We start from the raw sequence: 22,194 nt of genomic DNA on the forward strand, positions 1-22,194 counted from the left end.
TCATCCAGCCTCCACGGCGCCGTGCAGGAAGAAGTCGACCACCTGGCGCGTGGTGGGCGCGTCGACGTCCGCCGCCAACCGGCGGCCGCCGAACAACAAGGTCAGGAAGAGGGCGGCGAGCTGCTCGGGCGGCAGCCGCAGCCGATCCTCTTCCGGCGTGAACAGCTCGACCATCGCCCCGCGGATGGCGGCCATCGACTCGCGGCGGCCGCCCTTCCAGGTGCCGCGCTGGTCCTTGCCCCGCTGTTCGGGGTCGCGGTGCCTGATGTCGCGGTGCTTGATTTGGCTGGACGCGTGCAACGCGCTCATCAGCGCGCTCATCCGCTCGAGGTGCGCGCCGAGCGCTTCGGCGGCTTCGACGAGCCGGTCCTCCAAGGGCTGGTCGACGGGGATCTCGGCGATCGCGTCGAGCACGTGATCGGGCCTCAGCGCCTCGGCCGTGCAGGCGTCGAACAGCTCGTCCTTGTCCTTGAACGCGCGGAAGACGGTGCCCTCGCCGATGCCGGCGGCGCGGGCGATCTGGCTGCTCGTCACGTTCGCGCCGTGCTCCATCAGGAGCGGCAGCACCGCGTGCACGATCATGGCGCGCCGGTCCTCCGCGCTCATGCTCGGCGCTCTTCGCCGGGTTTCGGATGCTGGTGTCATGCACCCATCTTGCGGAGTGAGTGCTCACTCCGTCAAACGGGTATGAACGGAGGCTGGTTCGTTCGAGTCATCCGCATTGCTGCGCGTAACGACCCGGTCGCTCGCAGAGACATCAGCCTTGGTGTCCGCGAGAGGTGAGGGTGTGCCGATGAAGATCGACCTGTTCAACGAGATCCAGAACCCCGGCCCTGCCTCCGAGCAGTTCCGGTTCCGCCAGGCCCTCGACCAGGCCCGCCTCGCAGACGAGCTCGGCTACGGCTGCTGGTGGCAGGTCGAGCACCACGGCGCCGGCGAGTTCAGCCTGTCCTCCGCGCCCGAGCTGATGCTCGCCGCCCTGTCCCAGCAGACCTCCCGCATCCGCCTCGGCCACGCCGCCGTGCTCGCACCCGGCCGCTTCAACCACCCGATCCGCGTCGCCGAACGTGCCGCCACCCTCGACCACCTCAGCGGCGGCCGCGTCGAGCTCGGCCTCACCCGCTCCACCATCCCCGAGTGGAACCTCTTCGGCATCGAGCCCGCCGACGCGCGCGCCCAGACCGCCGAGGCGTTCGAGATGGTGCCGAAGATGTGGACCACCGACCGCTTCTCCCACACCGGCGCGCACTACGACGTCTCCGACGTCTCGATCATCCCGAAACCCCTGCAGACTCCGCACCCGCCGCTGTGGCAGGCCGCCGCCTCCCCGACGTCCTTCGAGGAGGCAGGCCGCCGTGGCGTCGGTGTGCTCGGCACCACGATCTGGGAGTCCATCGACCGGGTCGGCCGCATGATCGACCTCTACCGCGCGGCCGCCGCCGAGTGCACCTCGCCGGTCGGCTCGTTCGTCAACAACCAGGTCGCCTACTTCACCTTCGTGCACTGCGCGGAAACCGACGAGCAGGCCATGCGCAACGGGGCAGCGGCCGCCGCGGCCTGGTACACCGTGACGGCGTTGCGCTTCTTCAACGCCGCCGCCGAGTTCGCCGCGACCATGCAACGCCACCAGGACATCCTCGCGGCCGGCGACGGCGGCCTCACCGGCGAGTTCCTGCGCGCCGAGGTGGACGCCGCCCCCACCGACGCGCAGCTCGTGATCGGCCGGATCATCCAGGGCGAGGACGTGCCGGAGGACGAGCTGTTCGAGGTGCTGTCGGCGCAGCAGTCGCTGATCGTCGGCAGCCCGGACACGTGCCGCAAGAAGCTGCGGGCCTACGCGGACCTCGGGATCGACCGGTTGATGTGCCTGCAGCAGATCGGGCCGATCGGCGCGGACGAGGTGATGACCAGCATCAGGCTGATCGGGGAGCTGATCCCGGAGTTCGACCGGTCCTGACCCGGCCGCCGGATCAGCTCGTGATGGCCACCGGGGAGATCAGTCGCAGGTCGTCGCGCAGCTGCCTGGCCATGTTCCAGCCGAGCACGCCGACGACCCGGCCCTGCGCGAGGTAGTGCGCCACGAACGCCGGAGCTGTTGCACACGAAGGCGATTCCCGTTCCCGCTCCCGCCGGATGACCGTGCGGCGAGCGGTAAGTGCGGTGCCGCCTGCCGTGAGGGCGATGTGTCTTCCTCTCCCTGTGGGGTAGCCGAACAGAGGAAAAGCGATGCCGGACGAGGAGGAGTCGTGTCGATCAACGCCGATGCCCAGACGGTCACGGGCACGAAGGACAAGGACTACAACATCATCTGGTTCGTGGAGGCCTGCCTGAGCAACGCTCTGCGGCTGGAGACCTACGTCCAGGACGCGGAGAAAGATGGTGACTCGGATCTGGCGGACTTCTTCCGCCGCGCGCAGGGCGAGAGCCGCAAGGGCGCCGAGCAGGGCAAGGAACTGCTCGCCCAGCGACTTGGCAAGTAGCGAACCGGAAGACCGGCCGGCCTGAACCTCCGTCCGAGGTTCAGGCCGGCCGGTCAGTGGGCTTCAAACAGGGGCTCAGGCCGGGATCGGGTTCGCCGTCAGCGCCGACGCCACGGCGTGCAGGTTGGCGGCCATGGTGCGGCCGGTGTTCTCGGACCACGCCTTGCTCGCGGTGGTGCACCCGGCCTTCGTCAGCTCGCGGGACGCGGCCACGGCGATGTCCGCGCGAATCCGGGTGGAGAGCAGGACGCTCAGGACCAGCAACCGGTACAGCGGTGATGGCGTGTCGGCGAGGCGGATGCCCGCCTCGCTCGCGTACGTGCGTCCCGCCTGGTCGAGCAGTTTTCGCACCAGTTTCCTGTTGTCGGCCACGCGACAGGGTTACCCGTCGTGCGCCACGTCATGTCGCGAGCCGAGTGCGGCCGTGTGCTGGTACCCGGACAGGAACTCCCGCGCGAGCCGGTCCCAGGAGTAGCGGGCGACGACCCGGTCGCGTCCGGCGATGCCGAACTGCTCCCGCTGTGTTTCGTTGGCCAGCAACGATCGCAGCGCTCTTGTCAGGGCGCGCACGTTGCGGGGAAGCACGTGCAGACCGGTCACCTGGTGCAGCACGATGTCCGGCAGCACTCCGACCTCGGTGGCGACCACCGGCACGCCGCACGCCATCGCCTCCAGAGCGACCGTCCCCAACGGTTCCCGCCACGGCGCGCACACCACGACGTCGGCCGATCGCAGCAGGGCGGGCATCTCCCCACGCGGCACGGCACCCGTGCACACGACTCGCTTCCGCATCTCCGACTCGTCGATGAGCGCGTGCAACTGATCGGTGGCCGGATCCGCGCGAGGACTGTCTCCGACGATCACCAGCTCCGCGTCGTCCATTGTGGACATAGCGGTGATGATCTCGTGGTAGCCGTTGCGGGGCACCAGCTCGCCGACCGCGAGCACCCGCCGGAGCGGACCGCGCTCAGCGACGGGACCATCCGGGTGGAACAGCTCCAGGTCGACACCACCGGGCACGACCGAGATCCGGGCGCGCTGCGCGCCCAGGCGGCACAACTCGGACACCTCGGACGAGCCGGCCGCGATGATCCGGGACGCGGTACGAGCGAGGAGTGCCTCGGTCTCGGCCCGGCGCGGCCAGGCCGAGTCCTGCCCGGTCCGGTGACCGGGCCTCGGGGCCAGCCCGTGACAGGAGTGGACCAACGGCACCTCGGCCCTGTGCGCGCCGATCACCGCGGCCAGTCCGGCCGTCCAGCGGTGCGCGTGCACCACGTCCGGCGGGCGGCGTTCCCACTCCTCGGCCAGTGCCTCGGCGAACGCCCCCAGGTGCGGGACGACGTCCTCCACGCCCAGCCGCCGCGCGGGACCCGCGGTCACGTGCACGACGTCGTACCCGCCATCGGCGCGAATCCGTTCGGGCAGCCCTGGGCCTTCTCGCCGGGTGTAGACGGTGACCTCGTGTCCCAGCTTGCTCAGCACCGCTGACAGCTCAGCCACGTGCACGCCTTGTGCGGTGTCGCCGGCCTGCGGGCCGACGTGTTCGGACACCATCGCGATCCTCATCGGGCGAGCCCTGCCAGCGCCGCCGCCAGAGTCGGATGGACCCGGAACACGGTGTCCATGCCGGCGTAGTGGAGAGTTCTGAGCACCGGCGCCCGATCCGCCACCACCCGCAGATCCGCCGTGCGGCGATGAGCGGCCAGCAGGGCGCCGATGCCGGAGGAGTCGAAGAAGGTCACCTCACGCAGGTCCACGACCAGCACGACGGGCGACTGCGCCAGCTGGGAGGTGAGTTCCGCACGCAGCAGCGGTGCGGTGCCGATGTCCACCTCGCCCGTGACGGCGATGACCGGAATTCCGTCCTGCCATGAACCTCGCACCGTGCAATTGGGCATGGCGCGGTCGAGTTGTTGCTCCAACACGGTGACTCCACTCTGTGGTGGTGGAACGTTCACCGAGCTGCTGGCTGAACCCGACGGGCGAACTGCTGAACCTTCTCTCCACGGTAGGGCTTGGCGGCCCGGACCACAACGCGGGGGAGAAGCGGTGCGTCGCTCCTACCGCCGGCTTCGCGGCGTGTCGCCGGAGGTCAGGGCTGGAGCAGGACCTTGATGGCACCCTCCTGCTTCTTCTGGAACATCTCGTAACCCCGCGGCGCCGCGTCGAGCGGCAGCTTGTGCGTCACGAAGGCCTCGGTGCCCAACGGGTCGTCGTCGGTCAGCAGCGGCAGGATGTCGTCGACCCAGCGCCTGACGTTGGCCTGTCCCATCCGCAGCTGGATCTGCTTGTCGAACATGGTCAGCAGTGGCATGGGGTCGGCCATCCCGCCGTACACACCGGCCAGCGAGATCGTGCCGCCCCGCCGCACGATGTCGATCGCCGCGTGCAGAGCGCTGAGCCGATCGATGCCCGCTGTCCGCATCAGCTTGGCGGCCACCGGATCCGGGAGGAAGCCGGTGACGTCCTGCGCCAGCTTCGCGACCGGTGCGCCGTGTGCTTCCATCCCCACCGCGTCGATGACGGCATCCGGGCCGCGGCCGTTCGTCAGGTCGCGGATGTGCTCGGTCAGCTGCTTGCCGTGCTCTTCGAGGTCGAGCGCGACCGCTCCGCGTGCCCGTGCCCGAGCGAGCCGTTCCGGCACGAGGTCGACGCCGATCACCGTGCCGGCACCGCGATGCCGTGCGATCCGCGCCGACATGTCACCGATCGGTCCCAGCCCGAGCACGACCACGCTGCTGCCCTCGCGCACACCCGCGTACTCCACCGCCTGCCACGCGGTCGGCAGGACGTCGGACAGCAGCACGAACCGGTCGTCCCGCGGGCCGTGCGGCACCTTGATCGGCAACGTGTCACCGAAGGGAACGCGCATGAACTCCGCCTGGCCGCCGGGCATCTGGCCGTAGAGCTTGGTGTAGCCGAACAACGCGGCGCCGGTGCCCTGCTCGCGCACCTGGGTCGTCTCGCACTGGGAGTGCAAACCCTGTCCGCACATGAAGCAGGTACCGCAGGACACGTTGAACGGCACCACGACGCGGTCTCCCACGCTCAACGTGGTGACCTCGGGACCCACTTCCTCCACCACGCCCATCGGCTCGTGCCCCAGCACGTCACCCTCGTCGATGAACGCGCCGAGCACCTCGTACAGGTGCAGATCGGATCCGCAGATTCCGGTGGACGTGATCCGCACGATCACGTCGGTCGGTTCCTCGAGCACAGGGTCCGGCACCGTGTCCACCCTGACGTCGCGCTTGCCGTGCCAGGCAACAGCCTTCATGGAGTTCCTCCCGCGGTTCTCGTTCTTTCGGCGTTGCCCCGAACCCGGCCGGGCAAACCGCGCCGAGGGATTTCGTTCGCGGCAGGCATCGACTGGTGAGGTTGCGGGAACACGCAGATCATGAACGGCGAACGACGAGCGGTGAACGACTTGCCCGTGGCGGGTGACCTGGGAGAACTGGCCGAGCTGGTGCGGAACCGGCAGCGGGACGAGGAGCTGTACGTGCGTTGGTCGAAGGGACCCGCGGCGGACCTTCGTGACGGCGAGCGCAGCCGTGACGAGCTCACCGGTGTGGACCTGCCCGGCCTGTCGGCCAATCCGCTGCGGGTCGAGCCGTGGTGGGGCGACCGGCCTGTCGAGGTCTGGCTGGCGCGCCGGCTGTACGACTACCAGCACCTGGGGGAGCGGCGTGGTCCGCAGGTGCGGCCGTGGGTGCTGGCGGGCCGGGAGCTGGGCCGTGGTCCTGACAACGAACCGCTGGTGGCCTGCCGGCGGCCGGTCGCGTGGGTCGCGGAGGAGGTGCTGGAGGAGGCGCAGCGGATCGTCGCGGCGCAGGGCACGGACTGGGGGCCGCTCGATCGCGGCGGTGGCGCCTGATGCCCGGCCCCGCGCCGAAGCCTTGGCCGTGAGCCCGCGGTCCATCGGGTCCGTGACGGCCTTCAGCACGGCGTCGAGCGAGCCGAACTCGGTGATGAGCCCGGCCGATGCCCGCGACGCCCGGCAGGCCGTCGGAATGGTCGCCGCGCAGCACGGACATGTCGGCGTACGCGGAACCGGCGTTCTCGACCTGCAGCGAGTACCTGGCCGCCAGTTCCTCCGGGCCGAGGTGGGCGGGCGCGCCGATGACGTCGTCCGCCCCGCATCACCTCATGGGTCCATCCCGCCGTCTCCGCCACGGCCTTCCGGCTCGGCTTCGTCCGGACCGCGGTGAGGGCCGCCGGGGTTCTCGTCGGCTACGGTGGGGCGGGTGTGCTCGTCGCCGAAGTCGGCGTCCTCCAGCATGCTCTCGGCCGTCACCGCGTCGAGCTCGGGTTCTGCTTCGCCGGGTCGAGCGTCGGTCATCGTTGCTCCGTTCGTCAGTGGTGGCGGATCCAGCGCAGCACGAGCCAGATCACCAGCAGCCCGGCGATGGCGGCGAGGCCGGAGCGGGCCGCGACCACCCGTTCCACATCGCTCTGGGCGTTGAGGTTGTCCTCGTCCTGCCGGCGGCTGTTCATCGATCTCTCCTCGGCCGTCTGTGCCATGTCAGTGCGCGGCGACCACGCGCACCGTTTCCAGTCGTGAGTCGGTGGGGTCGGGCAGGTACATGCCCGCATCCTTCCCGCTGCGGAGGTAGTCCACCACCGGCTGGGTGATCACTTCGCCGGGCAGCGCGGCGGGCACGCCCGGTGGATAGGGACTGATCGTCTCCGCGCAGATCCGGCCGACCGCCTTCTCGATCGGCACGTGCTCGGCACTGGCGAAGAACGCGTCCCTGGGCGGCATCACCTGGTCCAGTTCGAGCTCGCCCGGATCGGGGATCGCGACCGGCTTCGCCGTGGGCAGGTCCGCGCCGAGCGTGGCCTTGAGGGCGTCGACCAGCCGGTCGGTGGTCTCGGCATCGTCGGCGACCGTGATCTGCGCGGCGATCCGCCGGTGATCCGAGAGCCCGACGTCCACGTGGCACCGCGCACGCAACCACTCGGCGGCCGAGTATCCGGAGATGCCGAGGTCCCGCAGATCGATCACGATCTTCAACGGGTCGTGCTCGAAGGCCTTGCCAGTGCCGACGACGTCGTCGGTGGACACGATGCGCAAGCCGAGGTTCGCCAGCCGTCGCCGGGTGTCCGCGCACAGGTCGAGAGCACGGTCGAGCAGATCCCGGCCGTGCTCCACCATCTGCCGGCGCCATCCGTCCAGGCAGGCGTAGATCAGTGAGGACGGGCTCGTGGTGCCGAGCAGGTCGGCCCGCATCGCCAGCACACTCGGGTCCACGCGGTCGCCGCGCAGGTGGTAGACGGAGCTCTGCTCCAGCCCGGCGCCCATCTTGTGCACGGACGTGACGCAGAGGTCGGCTCCCGCGTCCATCGCCCACGCGGGCAGATCGGGGTGGAACGGCAGGTGCGCGCCCCAGGCCTCGTCCACGACCAGCGTCTTGTCGTGGGCGTGGCAGACCTCGGCGACGCCGCGGATGTCCGCGCACGTCCCGTAGTCCGTGGGCGAGATCAGCAACATGCCCTTCGTGTCCGGGGCTTTGGCACAGGCCTCCTCGACCTCGTCCGGCCCCGGCGGGTACGCCCACTCCCACGTGGCGTCCCAGCGCGGATGCACCCACACCGGGTGGACGCCACTGATGATCAGCCCGGCCACCACGGACTTGTGCGCGTTGCGCGACACCAGCACCCGCTCACCCGGCGCCGCGACGGTGATGATGCAGGTCTTCACCGACAACGAGCTGCCGCAGGTGGAGAAGAACGCCCGATCGGCGTCGACGGCGTCGGCCATCAGGTCCTCGGCGTCCGAGATGACGTTGCCGCTCATCTCCCGGTCGTCGAGGCCGTTGAGCTTGATGAGGTCCGCGCTGAACACGTCGGGCCCGAGCACCTGCAGAACCCGCGGATCCACTCCGCGGCCCTGTTTGTGACCAGGCGGGATGAAACCGAGGTGGTTCTCGCGCCGATAGCGCTCGATCGCTTCGAGCACCGGTGCCTTGCTGTGGTCCATGTCGCCCTCCGGTTCGGGTGCGCACCGGATACCCGTGTCCGCTCACCACCAGACCTGGTTTCCCGGATCGGGCGACAACCGGTCCCACGTCGTGACTCCACAGTGGATCGACAGCGTCCTCGTCCGGGAACTCAGTGCGTGCGCGGGCAGGGGATCAGAGCCCACACAGATTTTCCGAGCGTGCGTTGAACCACGCCCCACTGCTTGGCCAGCTGGTTCACGAGCACCAGTCCACGACCGCGTACCGAATCGGACGAGGACGGTTGCAGTGCGGGTGCCAATGGTGACGCGTCCTCGACCGCGATTTTGACGATGCACGGCTCACCCGACTTCCGCAGCCGCAGGCGCGCCGGGAATCGGGCGTGGTCGTAGACGTTGGAGACGAGCTCCGTGACGACCAGCAACACGTCGACGAGCTCGTCCTGGTGTATGCCGGAAAGGGCGGCCTCGGTCCACCGGCGAACCCGGCCGAGGTCGGCGACATCCCGGTCCAGTTCGAGAACGTGCGCCACATCAGAGGAGGTCTTGCCGTTCGTCACTTCGTCCCCCTTTGCATCGCACCGCCAAGTGAACTGGTCCAGAACCTGATCTCCCCGTCTGGGACTGGGTGCCCGCTCCTCGCGGTGGTGAATCGTCGCTCAAGGGAAACTGGCGGTCGCACGACGTGGTGTCGTTCGCAGGTGGTGGGACGGAGATGTGATGGAGAGGGCCGGGAGTTCGTCGATCCGCCTGCGTGTTCTGGACGCGGTGACGGACGGGTCGCTCAAGGAACTCGACCTCGACAAACTCCTCGAGGTGCTGCTGGAACGCGCCCGCGAACTGCTCGGAGTGGACACCGTCACCGTCCTGCTGATGGATCGCGGCGCCGCACAACTGGTGGCGCGAGCGACCGCGGGCCTCGACCAGGAGGTCTTCCAGGGAGTGCGCGTGCCGGTCGGCAAGGGCTTCGCGGGCCGCGTCGCCCAGTCCCGGGAGCCACTTCAGATCGAGCAGGTCGACGAGTCCACAGTGGTCAATCCGCTGCTGTGGGAGCACGGCCTGCGGGTGCTGCTCGGCGTGCCGATGATCGCCGAGGGGGAGCTGACGGGTGTCGTGCACGTCGGCAGCACCACCTCGCGCCGGTTCACCGACGAGGAGATCGAGGCGCTGCAACTCGTGGCCGATCGCCTCGCGGTAGCGGTCTACGTGGACCGCACGCGTTCCGAACGCGTCGCGGCGGCGATGTTGCAGGAAAGCCTGCTCCCCGCCCGTCTGCCGAGCACGGAGGGCTGGGAACTGGCGGCCCGTTACGTCGCGGGCGCGGAAAGCGGTGTCGGCGGCGACTGGTACGACGTGTTCGAGTTGCCCGGTGGGCGCATGGGCGTGGTGATCGGCGACGTCGCCGGCAACGGACTGCGGGCCGCGGTCGTCATGGGACGGTTGAGGAGCGCGTTGCGCGCCTACGCGCTGGACTACGCGGATCCCGCGGAGGTACTGGGCAAACTCGACCGCAAGGCAAGCCACTTCGAGCACGACACGATGGCCACCGTCGCCTACGGGATCATCGACAGGGCAACAGACCGCATGAGTCTCGCCGTGGCCGGACATCTGCCTCCGGTCCTCGCGGTGCCGCGACACGAGACCCGGTTCGCCGACGTCCACGTCGATCCACCCATCGGCTTCGATCTGGGCAGCACCGGCCGCCGGAGCACCGTCGTCGAACTGCCGCCGGGAGCCCTGTTCGTGCTCTACACCGACGGTCTCGTGGAACGCCGGGGGCAGGATCTCGACACCGGCCTGGAGCGGCTGCGCGGGGCTGTCACCCCTGCCGGTGCTGAGACCGCGTGCATTCGGATCATGGCCACGATGGTCGGCGACCAACCGGCGACCGATGACATCGCTCTGGTGGCGATTCGCCACGGAGGCTCACGCACGCTACCGGTCGTCCCGGGAAGTCAGCAGGGCCAGCATGTCCGGCAGGTCGAAGAACCGGGCCACGTCCAGAGCGGATCGGGCCCCGAGGGCGGGATCCGCTCCCGCGTCCAGCAGGAGTTCGACCGTGCGCCCGGAACGGCGGAAGACCGCCGCCCCGAGCGCTGTCTGTCCCCGGTCGTTGACGCGCCCGGTGTCGGCACCTCGCTCCAGCAACGCCTCGACGGTGCCGGGGTGGTCGTGATACGCGGCCAGGACGAGCAGGGAGTCGCCCGCGCTGTTGGTGAGGTTCACCGGGATCCCCGCGTCGATCGCCTCGGCCAGCCGGTCCGCGTCGCCGGCGCGGGCGAGATCGAACATCGACCGCAGGACAGCGAGTTCCTGCTCGGTGAGCGCGTTGGTCACGACCGGACTCCTCAGGCGATCGTCGCGGGGAAGCGTTCCCACACCCGGTGGGATTCCAGGAGGATCGTCATCGCCTTGAGGACGTCCAGCGGGTCGTCGCCGATCACGATTCCCGGCTCGGTGGCGTACCCGGCCGCCTCGACGGCGGCGCGCCCCGTGCCCCAGGCGCCGACAGCCTTCGCGTGGCGGAAGCACTCCTGGATCATGAGGACGACGCGGGGGTCGACGGCGGCGCCCGGTGCGCCGGCTTTCGCGTCCCTGGCAGGCACCGCGTCCGGCCCTGGCGGTGGGCTGCCCGCGAGCAGCAGCGCGTCGAACTCGACCGATCGCGCGGTGAGAAGCGTCCGCTGGGCGACCAGGCCGCTGTCGGCGCTGAGCGGTCCGCCGGTCGGGGCGATCAGCAGCGGGACCATGCCACCGGCCAGGACGGTCTCGCGGACCGTCCGCACGCCGTCGAGATCGGCCGGATCGACCACGATTCCGATGATGCGCCCGTCCGTCGGCCAGGTCCGCCCGACCTGCGAGAGGGCAGGGCTCGGCGTGACCTTCCTGGGGCGCACGGTGGCGCTGGGGGCGGGCAGTCCGAGTCCCGTGGCCACTTCCTCGCACAGCACCGGGTCGACGTTGGCCAGCACCCGCAGCTGGCGTTCCTTGACGGCCTGTTCGTAGCACTTGCCGAGCTCGAAGGTGAACGCGCGCACGACGTGCTCCTTCTCGATCGGCGAGAGGCTCAGCCAGAACAGCCTGGGCTGCGTGTAGTGGTCCGCGAACGACGTCGGCGCCTGCCTGGTCTTCACCGCCTTCGGCAACGGCTGTGCCACCTCGACGAACGGCCGGTCCTCGACTCCCGCCTCGAACGGATTGCCGCCGTCGAGGGAGTTCGGCCGGTAAGGAGCGACACCGGCGTGCACGGCGTGCTGGTGGAACCCGTCGCGCAGCATGTCGTTGACCGGCACGTGCGGGCGGTTGATCGGGATCTGGTTGAAGTTCGGACCGGCCAGCCTGCTCAGCTGAGTGTCCAAATAGGAGAACAGGCGGGCCTGGAACAGCGGATCGTCGGTGACGTCGATGCCGGGCACCAGGTTTCCGAGGTGGAACGCGACCTGCTCGGTTTCCGCGAAGAAGTTCGTGGTGTTGCGGTTGAGCGTCAGGATGCCGACCGGCTGCACCGGGGCGAGCTCCTCCGGCACGATCTTGGTCGGGTCGAGCAGATCGATGCCCTCGAACGTCTGCCGAGGCGTGTCGGGCAGGACCTGCAGTCCGAGTTCCCACTGCGGATACGCGCCGGACTCGATGGCGTCGGCGAGATCGCGGCGGTGGAAGTCGGGGTCGATGCCGTTGATCATCTGCGCCTCCTCCCACACCAGGGAGTGCACGCCGAGTTTCGGCTTCCAGTGGAACTTCGCGAGCGAGGTCTCGCCGTCGGCGTTGACGAGGCGGAACGTGTGGACGCCGAAGCCCTCCATCGTGCGGTAGGACCGGGGGATGCCGCGGTCGGACATGTTCCACATGACGTGGTGAGTGGCTTCGGTGTGGGTGGACACGAAGTCCCAGAACGTGTCGTGCGCGCTCTGCGCCTGCGGGATCTCGCGGTCCGGGTGCGGCTTGCCGGCGTGGATGACGTCCGGGAACTTGATGCCGTCCTGGATGAAGAAGACCGGGATGTTGTTGCCGACCAGGTCGAAGTTGCCTTCCTGGGTGTAGAACTTCGTCGCGAACCCGCGGGTGTCGCGAACGGTGTCGGCCGAACCTCGTGAGCCCAGCACGGTCGAGAACCGCACGAACACCGGCGTCTCGACGCCGTCGCCGAGAAAGCCGGCCTTGCAGACGTTCGCGGCCGTGCCGTAGCCCACGAAAACACCGTGCGCGCCATACCCGCGAGCGTGGACGACGCGCTCCGGAATGCGCTCGTGGTCGAAGTGCATGACCTTCTCGCGCAAATGGTGGTCCTGCAGCAGCGTTGGCCCGCGTTCTCCGGCCTTCAACGAGTGGTCGGTGTCGTACAGCCGTGCGCCGACCGACGTGGTGAGGAAGTCGCCCTGCTGCCCGTTGGCCGACTGCGGTGCGCCGGTAGGAGCCCCTGTCGGCGACACCGTCTCCGGCCCGGCCTGGTCCGGCTTGGGCGGTAACGGCCCGCGCGGCTCGGTCGGCTCCTCGAGTGACGGCGGCTCGCTGGCCGGGGCGCCGGGGATCGGCGGGTTCACCATCTCGGTGACCTTGTCCACCGCCTTGTCGAGCGCGTCCTTCACGAGCTTGCCTGGCTTGCGGGTGGCCACTGCATCCTCCTCGGGGCGGGAACGTATGACTGGCATTACCCGCGCTCCGGCCGGATATGCGCCGCAAGCCGTTCTTCGAGTGCGAGCTGACCCCGCACCGCGATGAGGCGGTACGGGGCCAGTGGGGGTGGAGGAGTCCGGGCGGCTCGCGCATTGCACGCGCCCATGCGCTCAGGTGGCATCAGCTGGAACGGCCACCGGTGGGACTTTCCGATTGTGCGAGCGGTCGGCCGGACGTCCTCCTGTCGTTCATCGGGTCCACGCATCACCTGCCTTCCGTGCCGGAGGGGAGCGCTGCCGAGCAGGTCGGCCGATCGGGACGTGGTTCTGCCCGTGCGGCTGGAACACGCCCCGGTACGGCGTCGGCGGGACCGGTCGACGTGGTGCCGGGGAAAGCGGGGGCTCTCCCCAGTTCGCCGCGATGATCTCGTCGAACTCGGCACGCATCAGGCCTTCGTCTTCGCACACCAGCGCGAAGAACTCCTCGTCCAGCGTCCGCGTGGCCATGACCGCCCCTGGTCAGGCGTCGATCTGCTTCACGTCCTGCTCGGTGTTCGTGATGGCGATCCTGCGCGGCTTCGCTTTCTCCAGCACCGGGATGCGCAGGGTCAGCACACCCGCGTCGTAGGCAGCCTGGATGCGCTCGGTGTCGAGGTTGTCGCCGAGGAACAGCTGGCGGGAGAACACGCCCAGCGGTCGCTCCGCGACCTGCATCTCGACGTTGTCACCGGTGATGGTCGGGCGCCGCTCCGCCTTCACGGTCAGCACGTTGCGCTCGACGTCCAGCTCGATCGCGTCCGCGGACACGCCCGGCAGGTCGAACGCCACCACGAACTCGTCGCCCGCGCGGTAGGCGTCCATCGGCATCGCCGTGGGCCGTGACCACGTACCCGGCCCGTTGAACACCTGCTGTGCCAAGCGGTCCAGCTCCCGGAACGGGTCAGTGCGCATCAACATCCGGCACCTCCTCGATGTTTCAACTGCTGTCAACGCGCACTTCTGTTGTAACACGTCATCGGAACGATGACAAGAGTGGGTGTCGTCGAAAAGATGACACATTTCTGGAGCTGTTCACTATATCTTCAGTGATGACCGAAAGAACATGTAGACGATCGTGCCGACACCGCCGAACGTCGCCGCCACCCAAGCCGCCACGACAGACTCGGGGGGAGCGAGCAACCAGCTCTCAGCGAAGAACGTGACGGTGAACCACGCGAACGGCAGCGCCCAGGCCAGGTGGCCGCCGAGCAAGGCCGCACCGAGTGCGGCAAGGCCGGCCATGCCAACGCATCCGCGCAGCACGAACGGCAGCGGTGCGGTGCAGGTGACGAGCGTGGTCGCGATCGCGGTGATGACGGCGACGTGGGCCAACCGGTACAGCGGCCACGGCCAGGCCGCTGTGGCGTCGAGGTCCGCGTCCTGCCCGGTGAGTCCGACGGCGAGTGCGGAGATGGCGCTGGTGATCGCCAGCGCAGGCCACCGCGGGTCGGCTTGCGGGGCCACGGCGTACACCACCAGGCACGAAAACGCCGCTGCCACAACGGATACCGGGACCTGGCGAGATCGGGCGTACAGCAGCAGGGCTCTCACAGCGCTCCGCCCGTCAGCACGGTCAGCTGATCGCCCTGGCAGGACAGGCCCACCGCGCGGGCGGCGCTCACCCGCGCCAGTTGCTGGTCGGGCGGCAGCGTTCGGAGGATCTCCCAGGTGCGGGTGGCGGGTCCGGCCGCGCCGTCGCGGACGTAGCGGAAGTTGGGCAGCGGCTTCAGTTCGCCGGTGAACCAGGCGGCGACGGCCGTGCGGGCGGCGGCCTCCCGGACGGTGTCCTCGTCCAGCGCCATCTCGCCCAGGCAGGACGGCGTTCCACCACCCGCCACCAGCACGGAGAGCCAGTCGCCGGACCGCGCCAGCTTGAACGCGTCGGTGTTGAACGACACCGGGACCACGTCGGCGGTGCGCGCGATGCCGGTGTCGCGTGGCTGCGGGTCGAAGACCTCGTGCACGGATTTCGGTGCGTCGGGCAGTTTCGCCAGCAGCCGCAGCGCCTCCTCCGCGACCGGGGCGAAGGAGTCCAGTGTGGACTCGCGCATGCGGCTCAGGCACACCTGTCCCCGGCAGACGAGAGCGGACGCGGCCTCGTTGGGCACGAACGTCCTGGCGGGAAGGACGGGCAGCGCCATCGCGGCACCCGCGACCACGGGCACCAGCGCGAGCACCCTCGTCCGCGCCGAGGTGGCGACGTAGAGGCCGAGACCCGTGAGTGCCAGGCCGGCGAGCCAGATCGCCTGCCCGGTGGACGCGGCCGCGGCGACGGTGTCGTAGACGTTGCGCGTCGCCACGAGGGCGGGGGAGAGGAGCGTGATCCGGTTGGGCAGGACCGGGGAGTCTTCGAACGGGTCCTGGGAGATGGTGAGGAACACCAGGACGACCAGTGAGCCACCGACGAGCAACGGAGGTGTGAGCGCGGACGGGAGGGCACGCGCGACACCCATGCCGAACCAGCCGCCCGCGACGACGGCGAGCGTGCCGACCGCGGTGATCGGCAGCCAGGCGAGGTGGAAGTAGCCACCGTGCACGACGACCTGGACGGCACCGATCCCGAACAGCACCAGGTACGCGAGCGCGAGGCAGATCCCGAGTGCTCCCGCGGCGGCGAAGCCGCGGTGCCATGCCGGGCGCGGGGTGCTCCCGAAGAGTTCGCCGGTGCCCGCGCGGTGGTCCCGCAGGCCTGCGATCGCGCCCGCTCCGACCACCAGCGGCCACAGGAACACCAGCAGGAAGCGCACCCATTGGGCGGCCGAGTGCCATTGGGCGTTCCAGGCCTCCGGTCCCTTCCACCACGGGGCGCTGAGCGAGTAGACCAGTGTCACCGCGGCGGCGAGCACGAAGAGCGCCGCCCACGCGGCGATGGAGCGCCGAAGTTCGAGGCGCAGCGCCTTCACCACGACCCGTGCCGTTTCGGGCCGGCGAGCAGCGCGGTGTAGCCGCGTTCGATGGGGCTGTCACCCGCGTGCTCGGCGGTACCGGCAGCGGCCAGCTGGGTGGGCGTGCCCTGGAAGACGAGCTTGCCGTCGGCGAGCAGCACGACGTCGGTGCAGGCGGCGGCGACGTCCTCGACGAGGTGGGTGGACACGACCACGCAGGTGTCGGTGCCGAGTTCGGTGAGCAGGTCGCGGAAGCGCAGGCGTTGTGCGGGGTCGAGGCCGGCGGTCGGTTCGTCCAGCAGCAGGACTGCCGGGTCGTTGACGATCGCCTGGGCGATGCCGACTCGCCGCAGCATGCCGCCGGACAACGTCTTGAGCCGGTCGTCGGCGCGGTCGGCGAGACCCACTCGTTCGATGGCGCGCTGCACCGCGGAGGGGACGTCGCGGCCGGGCATCTCCTTGAGCCAGGCCATGTACTCGACGAACTCGCGCACGGTGAAGCGCCGGTAGTAGCCGAAGTCCTGCGGCAGGTACCCGATCCGGCGGCGCAACTCGCGCAGCTCCAGGCCGCCCAGCAGGGTGAGGGTGCCGGAGGTGGGACGCAGCACCGTGGCGAGTGCGCGGATCAGCGTCGTCTTGCCCGCGCCGTTGGGGCCGAGCAGTCCGTGCACGCCGCGGCCCATGGTGAGGGTGACGTCGTCGACGGCCATGCGGCGGCGGCCGACCCGGACGCGGAGGTCGCGGGCCTCGATCTCCCAGGCGTAGGTGGTGGGTGCGGTCACGGTGTTCCTCATCGGTTGGCCCCCAGGCGGGTGAAGGCGGTCCTGCGCAGGGCGATCACGAGCAGTCCGAGTGCGAGTGCTGCCGCCCACACGGGGGTGGCGGCGGGGTCGAAGGCGCCGGGGCTGCGGCTGAGTGCGACGGCCGGGGCGACGATCGCGGCGGCCCACAGTGCGACGAGCGCGATGGCGGCGCGGGTGACGCCGATCAGCCCGCCGAGCGCGAGCGTGCCGGCGGTGAACGCGAGGCACGGCAGCAGCCACTGGGTGAGCGAGGCACCGGTGGCGAACAGTCCCGGTACCACCACGGCGAGCACCGCGGCGGTGCGGCGCAACACCAGCGGCAGGCCCGCGCGGGGAGTGGAGGCGGTGAGCTCGTACACCGGGTCGAGCGTCCGGCCCCAGGACGCGGCCACGCCCAGCACCGGCAGCACCGGGGCGATCAGCAGCACCAGTGAGATTCCGCCGGGCGCGACCTTGCTGAGCCGGTCCAGCAGGACGGCGACGAAAACGACGACGAGGATCATCGCGAGCCAAGGCCCGGCCGTGGGGGAGACCCACGCCGTGAGCCGACGGCGCCACGGCCGTGCGGACGGCATCTGCGGGGTGTGCTCGAGCAGCGGTGCGAGATCTGCCCACACCGTCTCGGCGATGGGATCGGGAACCAGCCGGCCGCGGCACGGCGCGCAGGTCTCCAGGTGCGACTCGACGGCCCACAGCTGGTCGGCGGCGATGTCGTCGTCGCCTCGCGCGTAACGGCGCAGCAGCTGCTCGCCGGGGTGGTGGGCGGTCATGACAGGGCCTCCCGCATCGCGATTCGTGCCCGCCTCGCGCGGGTCTTGACGGTGCCTTCCGGCACCCCGAGCAGCACCGATGTCTCCCGGACCGAGAACCCGTCGAGCACCATGGCCTGCAGCACCTGCCGCAGTTCCGGGGCCAGTGTCCGCAACGCGTCGCCGACCTCGTCGCCGACCTCGTCGCCGACCACCCGGTCGAGCACCTCGTCCTCGGCGGCACGGGCGATGGGCTCGGCGACGCCCGCGGTGGGCGGCTGGGCGTGGTGCGCGCGTCTGCGGAACGCGTCGATCAGCCTGCGGGCGGCGATGGTCCACAGCCAGCCGACCGCGCTGCCGCCAGTAGCGCTGCCCGCGAAGGCGTCCGCCGCCCGCCACACCGCGAGATAGGTCTCCTGCAACACCTCGGCGACGACCTGGTCATCGGAGCACCGCCTGCGCAGCCGCACGGTCAGCCACGGCGACGTGCGGCGGTAGAGCTCCTCGAACGCAGCGCGGTCACCTCGCGCGACACGGCGCACGAGGTGCTCCTCGTCCAGGTCGGCGGGCTCACCCCGAATTGCTCTCACCCTCCGCAAGACGACGACAGCGCTCCCCAGGTTCTCGATCAACTGTGGCATGTGTCACAGAAGTGCGCGCGGGGTCGTCCTGTGTGGACCTCGAAGCGATCTGTTGATCATGTCGTTTCCGCCGGGCGGAAGCGGAAGCTGGTTTCGCCGTCTCCGCGGCGTTCGGCCTGTTGCTGACGCTCAACCTGGGCGCGGTGATCGGCATGCAGGTCGCGGGTGTACGTGGTCGTGTTCGCGGCGGGGTTCTTCGTGTTCAGCCGGGAGCCCGGCCAACAGGCCGTACGCACCCGCGTAGACGGCAGGTGACCTCGCGCCGCCCAACCGCGCGACGCGAGGTTCAGCCGACCGGCTCAGCTCAGCCGACGACCCACTTCACCGCCCGGGAGCCCGCGGCTCCGACGACCACACCGCTGTTGTTGATGTCCCACGCACCGGCACTGGTGACACCGGCGGGGAACCCGAGTTCGAGCCGCTTGCCGCCCCTCTCCAGGAGGACCGGCACCTGGTTGCTTCCCACCACGACGGAGCCGACCACCGTGCCGTTGTCGTTGATGCTCCTCGGGCCGAACCCCTTCTCGTACTTGTTCAGCGAACCGTCGGCGTTCCACCGCACGCCCCACGACTGGAAGTCGGCGTCCACCGCGGAGCCGACCACCTCGCCGAGCTGGTTGACCGCCGCGGCCAAGGTCGTGGCGTCCACCGCCAGTCCACTGAGGACGGTGGCGCTGCCGTCCGGGTTCCAGCGCACCGCCGTGGTCGCGATGGTGGGACCGGTGACGTACCCGGCCACGTACCCGTTCGCCGAGGCGTTCGTCAGGTTGGCCCAGGTCGCGCCCGCCGGCAGTGCCAGCGTCGTGACGACGCCGGCCGGGCTCCAGCTCACCGGGACCTGGCGGCGGGCCAGGTCGGTGGCGACGCCGTACACGGTGCCGGAGTCGCTGATCGCCTGGCCGATCGCGCTGGTGAAGCCGGACGGCACGGACAGCACGACGTGCGTGCCGTCCGGGTTGAAGCGGAGGGCCCTGCTGCCGGACTTGTCGGTGGCGGTGCCCACGGCGCTGCCACCGCTGTTGTTCGCTTCCACGGTCGTGCTGGCGCCGGCCGGTCCGGCGAGTTCGGTCGCGCCGCCGTTGCCGTCGTACCTCACCCCGCGGCTCGGAAGGCCGTTGCTGTGAGCACTTCCGACCGCGACGCCCGCGTCGTTGACCGACGTGGCCACGTGCGCCGCGGCGGACGGCAGCCCGCCGAGGTCGGTGATCGTCGGAGCCGCGTGCGCCGGTGCCGTGACGACGACGGCTGTCAGAAGTGCTGTGGACAAGGCAAAAGAAGCTCTTCGACTCATCGTTCCCCCAGGAGTTGGTAAGCCAGGCTCGCAGGAACCTAGCGAAGGGGAGATCATGTTGACCAACGAGACGTCCGCAGATGAACAGGGTGTTGGTGATCAGCCTTCCCTCGCCGAAAGGGTGAACGCGAGGAGGGCGGCTTGAGATCCGCGTCGGCGAGGTCGCTCGCCCGATCCACCGCTAACCCGCCGGCCGCGCCACTGGCCGTCCCGCCGCTCGGCGGCATGAGCGGACGTCGTGGCTATGCGTCGTCTTGGCGTTGCAGCCAACGGCGCCACGTCTTCCGCGTGATCTTGCGCTCGGGATGCCGGACGAGGTCGATGATGAATTGAGCCCGGAGCTGAGCGAACGGATCGTGTGCGCGGGTGAGAGCCGTGACCCGGTCGTGGAACTCGGTGTCGGCGACGTGCGGCACCATGAGCGCGTACATCCAGTCCTTGCACCGATACGGGCGCTGAATCGCGGTGATGATCAGATCAGCGGCATTCGGCCGCATCTCCTCGGGCACCCCGCGCCGGCCCAGCTCACCGAGCACGACCTCCTTGCGCGTCCACGGCGACCAGAGATTCGAGTTCGGGGAACGCCACTCGTCCGGATATCGCGTCTCCCACTTCAGGTACGGGACCACGAACGGCCAGTAGACCGCGCGCGTTGCGGTGTCCCGCGGATCCGCGTCGAGGAACGCGTCGAGGTACCCGAAGATCGTCTGGCCGCGATGCCGGCGTTGATCGGCCCGTGCCTGGTCCATCTCAGCGGCCAGGTGCGGCTGCTGCGGCGCGGGCGTGCCTGCCTGCATCCACACCCTGTTCGACCAGTGCAGCGCGTTCAAGCTGCGCGCGACCAACTCCTGGTGCCGCCTCAGAGCCCGCTGGCGAACGAGGTCGTCACGGGCGATCAGATCGAACACCCACGCACCGACATCAGGGTCCGCGAACTCCACCGGCACAGCATTTCACGATCATCGGCATGTGCGCGCTCGAGCAACGCGCCCGGCGGCATGAGCGGGCCGCGTCGCAACGTCGATCACCGTTGACCACGGCTATGAGGGGAACCGCTTCCAGTGCCCCTCGGAGACGACCTCCACGCTGCCGTCGGTGACCTTGATGGCCGTCTGGTCGTCAATCGCGTACGCCGGACCCGCGATCTCGGCTGCCCATCTCCTGGCGGCGGCCATGGTGTTGTCCGGCACGAGACCCAGATGCGGGAAGATCGAGAAATCGACGACCCCGAGGGTGCTGTCGCCCCCGTTGGGTGGTGCCCACTCGACGAAGTCGTCACCGATGCGGGGCGTCATCACCATGCTCCCTGCACTCAGCCCGACCCAGACGGTGTCCTGCAGCGACGGCAGGAGGTCCGCCAGCCCGGACTGCCGCATCCAGTGGCACAGGTACATCGCGTCGCCGCCGGCCACCAGCAGGACGTCAGCCTCCCGCACCCAGGGAACCCACCGCTCCTCACCGATGCTGGGCAACGCCGTCAGCTCCAGGACGCCCAGCGACTTCCACCCCAGATCGCACATGGGTAGCGGCGACTGGCCGGTGATGAAGCGCCAGGCCGAGGCCGGCCCGCCGTAAGGGCTGCCGTACGTCGCCGTAGGAATGCACAGAGCGCTGGAGTCGGTGATCGGCCTGCCCAGCAGGTCGACCAACGCATCGCGGATGCTCGGGTTCGTGACGCCTGCGGACGTGAGAAGAAGCCTCACGCTTGCCTCCTGTAGGTAGCCGTCCTGCCGCTCTGCTGGAGAGTCAGGAAATCGGGTGTATGGGAAGACAGACTGGGCACCACAGCGAAACTCATCGCCGTTGCGATCCCCAGGCCCCGCGCGCACATCGGCATGAGCGTTCGAGCAACGCGATCGGCGGCATGGCAGGGCATTGGGCCACGACGTGTTGTCGTTGGGAGGGAACGTTCTGGGGGGGGGTGGAGCAATGGTGAGCGAACAAGAATTGAGACGTCCATCCTGTTGCGGGATGTGGCATATTATGGCCCGTTCAGTTTTCCTGTTTCGCAAACTGGAATTTCGTGCCCTCCGCGGCGGGTCGTTAGCTTCGGATTCATGGAATGGAGCTTTCACACCGCCGAAGAACTCGTGTCCGCGTTGCGCGCCGGTGCGGTGACATCGGTGGAACTGACAGACGAGGCGATCGCCCGCATCGAGCGCGACGACGAGGTGATCAACGCGATCTGCGTGCCGGACTTCGACCGTGCGCGAGCCGCCGCACACCGTGCCGACGAGGCACTCGCGCGTCGTGAGGACCGGCCGCTGCTCGGTGTTCCGGTGACGGTCAAGGAGTCGTACAACATCGCCGGGCTGCCCACGACCTGGGGCATGCCGCCGCACCGGGACTACCTGCCGGCCGAGGACGCGGTGCAGGTGTCGCGTCTCAAGGCCGCGGGTGCGGTGGTCCTCGGCAAGACCAATGTGCCGTTGGGGCTGCAGGACATCCAGAGCTTCAACGAGATCTACGGCACCACCAACAACCCGTGGGATCACGGTCGCACTTCGGGCGGGTCCTCCGGCGGGTCGGCGGCGGCACTGGCGTCCGGGTTCGGCGCGCTGTCCATCGGCTCCGACATCGCCGGCTCGCTGCGCACCCCCGCGCATTTCTGCGGCGTTTACGCGCACAAGCCGACGCTCGGACTGGCGGCAGCTCGCGGAATGGTGCCGCCAGTCCGAGCCGGCTTTGCCGGTCGAGCTCGACCTCGCCGTCGTAGGTCCGATGGCGTCACCAC

Annotated in this window: 23 protein-coding genes and 3 pseudogenes; 5 read left to right on the forward strand and 21 right to left on the reverse strand. The window is 69.6% G+C overall.

Translation table 11 applies throughout. The annotated features are described in order from the left end of the window. Complete coding sequence (locus SK803_RS28570; protein WP_319969216.1) at positions 1–606, reverse strand: TetR/AcrR family transcriptional regulator; 606 nt, start codon at positions 604–606, stop codon at positions 1–3. A gap of 187 nt (positions 607–793) precedes the next feature. Here SK803_RS28570 and SK803_RS28575 point away from each other — a divergent pair, with 187 nt between their 5' ends. Together SK803_RS28575 and SK803_RS28580 are read left to right on the forward strand one after the other, a co-directional pair. Continuing rightward, complete coding sequence (locus SK803_RS28575; RefSeq protein ID WP_319969217.1) at positions 794–1,957, forward strand: LLM class flavin-dependent oxidoreductase; 1,164 nt, start codon at positions 794–796, stop codon at positions 1,955–1,957. Positions 1,958–2,246: 289 nt separating this feature from the next. Continuing rightward, a complete protein-coding gene (locus tag SK803_RS28580; protein ID WP_319969218.1) occupies positions 2,247–2,480 on the forward strand; it encodes a hypothetical protein in 234 nt (77 codons plus the stop codon). A gap of 171 nt (positions 2,481–2,651) precedes the next feature. Here SK803_RS28580 and SK803_RS28585 read toward each other — a convergent pair. The 4 genes and pseudogenes from SK803_RS28585 to SK803_RS28600 form a co-directional block, all read right to left on the reverse strand. Continuing rightward, positions 2,652–2,852: pseudogene (locus tag SK803_RS28585) on the reverse strand (endonuclease); the annotation flags it as partial. Between the two features lie 9 nt (positions 2,853–2,861). Next, positions 2,862–4,046, reverse strand: a complete 1,185-nt coding sequence (locus SK803_RS28590; RefSeq protein WP_319969219.1) for a glycosyltransferase — start codon at positions 4,044–4,046, stop codon at positions 2,862–2,864. Continuing rightward, a complete protein-coding gene (locus tag SK803_RS28595) occupies positions 4,043–4,405 on the reverse strand; it encodes an STAS domain-containing protein (protein ID WP_319969220.1) in 363 nt (120 codons plus the stop codon). Before SK803_RS28595 ends, SK803_RS28590 begins: the two co-directional genes overlap by 4 nt. A 167-nt stretch (positions 4,406–4,572) precedes the next feature. Beyond that, the gene (locus SK803_RS28600; RefSeq protein WP_319969221.1) at positions 4,573–5,757 is read right to left on the reverse strand and encodes an alcohol dehydrogenase catalytic domain-containing protein; all 1,185 of its coding nucleotides are present in this window, start codon (positions 5,755–5,757) and stop codon (positions 4,573–4,575) included. A 141-nt stretch (positions 5,758–5,898) separates the two neighbouring features. Between SK803_RS28600 and SK803_RS28605 the strand changes: the two genes are divergently transcribed. Further along, positions 5,899–6,354, forward strand: a complete 456-nt coding sequence (locus tag SK803_RS28605; protein WP_319969222.1) for a DUF6098 family protein — start codon at positions 5,899–5,901, stop codon at positions 6,352–6,354. Positions 6,355–6,624: 270 nt separating this feature from the next. Here SK803_RS28605 and SK803_RS28615 read toward each other — a convergent pair whose 3' ends face one another. The 4 genes from SK803_RS28615 to SK803_RS28630 all read right to left on the reverse strand — a co-directional run bounded on the left by SK803_RS28615 (position 6,625) and on the right by SK803_RS28630 (position 8,999). Further along, entirely contained in the window at positions 6,625–6,819 is a 195-nt protein-coding gene (locus tag SK803_RS28615) for a hypothetical protein (protein ID WP_319969223.1), read from the reverse strand. 14 nt (positions 6,820–6,833) lie between these two features. Continuing rightward, positions 6,834–6,974 (reverse strand): hypothetical protein, encoded by a 141-nt coding sequence (locus tag SK803_RS28620; RefSeq protein WP_319969224.1) that lies wholly within the window; start codon positions 6,972–6,974, stop codon positions 6,834–6,836. A gap of 28 nt (positions 6,975–7,002) precedes the next feature. Beyond that, positions 7,003–8,460, reverse strand: coding sequence for an aminotransferase class I/II-fold pyridoxal phosphate-dependent enzyme (locus SK803_RS28625; RefSeq protein ID WP_319969225.1), 1,458 nt, complete (start codon positions 8,458–8,460; stop codon positions 7,003–7,005). A gap of 131 nt (positions 8,461–8,591) precedes the next feature. After that, a complete protein-coding gene (locus tag SK803_RS28630) occupies positions 8,592–8,999 on the reverse strand; it encodes an ATP-binding protein (RefSeq protein WP_319969226.1) in 408 nt (135 codons plus the stop codon). Between the two features lie 160 nt (positions 9,000–9,159). Between SK803_RS28630 and SK803_RS28635 the strand changes: the two are divergent. Then, a pseudogene (locus tag SK803_RS28635) lies at positions 9,160–10,299 on the forward strand (PP2C family protein-serine/threonine phosphatase); the annotation flags it as partial. Between the two features lie 75 nt (positions 10,300–10,374). Here the strand turns inward: SK803_RS28635 and SK803_RS28640 are convergent. The 12 genes from SK803_RS28640 to SK803_RS28695 form a co-directional block, all read right to left on the reverse strand. After that, the gene (locus SK803_RS28640) at positions 10,375–10,776 is read right to left on the reverse strand and encodes an ankyrin repeat domain-containing protein (RefSeq protein WP_319969227.1); all 402 of its coding nucleotides are present in this window, start codon (positions 10,774–10,776) and stop codon (positions 10,375–10,377) included. Positions 10,777–10,787: 11 nt separating this feature from the next. Then, the gene (locus SK803_RS28645) at positions 10,788–13,052 is read right to left on the reverse strand and encodes a catalase (RefSeq protein ID WP_319969228.1); all 2,265 of its coding nucleotides are present in this window, start codon (positions 13,050–13,052) and stop codon (positions 10,788–10,790) included. A 249-nt stretch (positions 13,053–13,301) separates the two neighbouring features. Then, complete coding sequence (locus tag SK803_RS28650; RefSeq protein WP_319969229.1) at positions 13,302–13,559, reverse strand: hypothetical protein; 258 nt, start codon at positions 13,557–13,559, stop codon at positions 13,302–13,304. A 12-nt stretch (positions 13,560–13,571) separates the two neighbouring features. Beyond that, complete coding sequence (locus SK803_RS28655; protein ID WP_319969230.1) at positions 13,572–14,009, reverse strand: Hsp20/alpha crystallin family protein; 438 nt, start codon at positions 14,007–14,009, stop codon at positions 13,572–13,574. Positions 14,010–14,126: 117 nt separating this feature from the next. Beyond that, complete coding sequence (locus tag SK803_RS28660) at positions 14,127–14,555, reverse strand: hypothetical protein (protein ID WP_319969231.1); 429 nt, start codon at positions 14,553–14,555, stop codon at positions 14,127–14,129. Between the two features lie 83 nt (positions 14,556–14,638). Further along, on the reverse strand, positions 14,639–15,997 hold the full coding sequence (locus tag SK803_RS28665; RefSeq protein ID WP_319969232.1) for a hypothetical protein: 1,359 nt from the start codon (positions 15,995–15,997) through the stop codon (positions 14,639–14,641). Beyond that, positions 15,991–16,770 (reverse strand): ABC transporter ATP-binding protein, encoded by a 780-nt coding sequence (locus SK803_RS28670; protein ID WP_319969233.1) that lies wholly within the window; start codon positions 16,768–16,770, stop codon positions 15,991–15,993. The genes SK803_RS28665 and SK803_RS28670 overlap by 7 nt, the downstream gene beginning before the upstream one ends. After that, a complete protein-coding gene (locus SK803_RS28675) occupies positions 16,767–17,549 on the reverse strand; it encodes a cupin domain-containing protein (protein ID WP_319969234.1) in 783 nt (260 codons plus the stop codon). The genes SK803_RS28670 and SK803_RS28675 overlap by 4 nt, the downstream gene beginning before the upstream one ends. Beyond that, positions 17,546–18,109 carry an RNA polymerase sigma factor gene (locus tag SK803_RS28680; RefSeq protein ID WP_319969292.1) on the reverse strand — a complete coding sequence of 188 codons (564 nt, stop codon included), beginning with the start codon at positions 18,107–18,109 and terminating at the stop codon, positions 17,546–17,548. The genes SK803_RS28675 and SK803_RS28680 overlap by 4 nt, the downstream gene beginning before the upstream one ends. Before the next feature lie 364 nt (positions 18,110–18,473). Further along, positions 18,474–19,436, reverse strand: coding sequence for a hypothetical protein (locus SK803_RS28685; protein ID WP_319969235.1), 963 nt, complete (start codon positions 19,434–19,436; stop codon positions 18,474–18,476). A 266-nt stretch (positions 19,437–19,702) separates the two neighbouring features. After that, entirely contained in the window at positions 19,703–20,401 is a 699-nt protein-coding gene (locus tag SK803_RS28690) for a hypothetical protein (RefSeq protein ID WP_319969236.1), read from the reverse strand. Positions 20,402–20,500: 99 nt separating this feature from the next. Continuing rightward, complete coding sequence (locus SK803_RS28695) at positions 20,501–21,163, reverse strand: Type 1 glutamine amidotransferase-like domain-containing protein (RefSeq protein ID WP_319969237.1); 663 nt, start codon at positions 21,161–21,163, stop codon at positions 20,501–20,503. 354 nt (positions 21,164–21,517) lie between these two features. Here SK803_RS28695 and SK803_RS28700 point away from each other — a divergent pair. Then, positions 21,518–22,187, forward strand: a pseudogene (locus SK803_RS28700) (amidase family protein); the annotation flags it as partial. Positions 22,188–22,194 lie beyond the last annotated feature (7 nt).

The sequence above is a fragment of the Lentzea miocenica genome, from assembly GCF_033949945.1.
Lineage (GTDB): Bacteria > Actinomycetota > Actinomycetes > Mycobacteriales > Pseudonocardiaceae > Lentzea > Lentzea miocenica.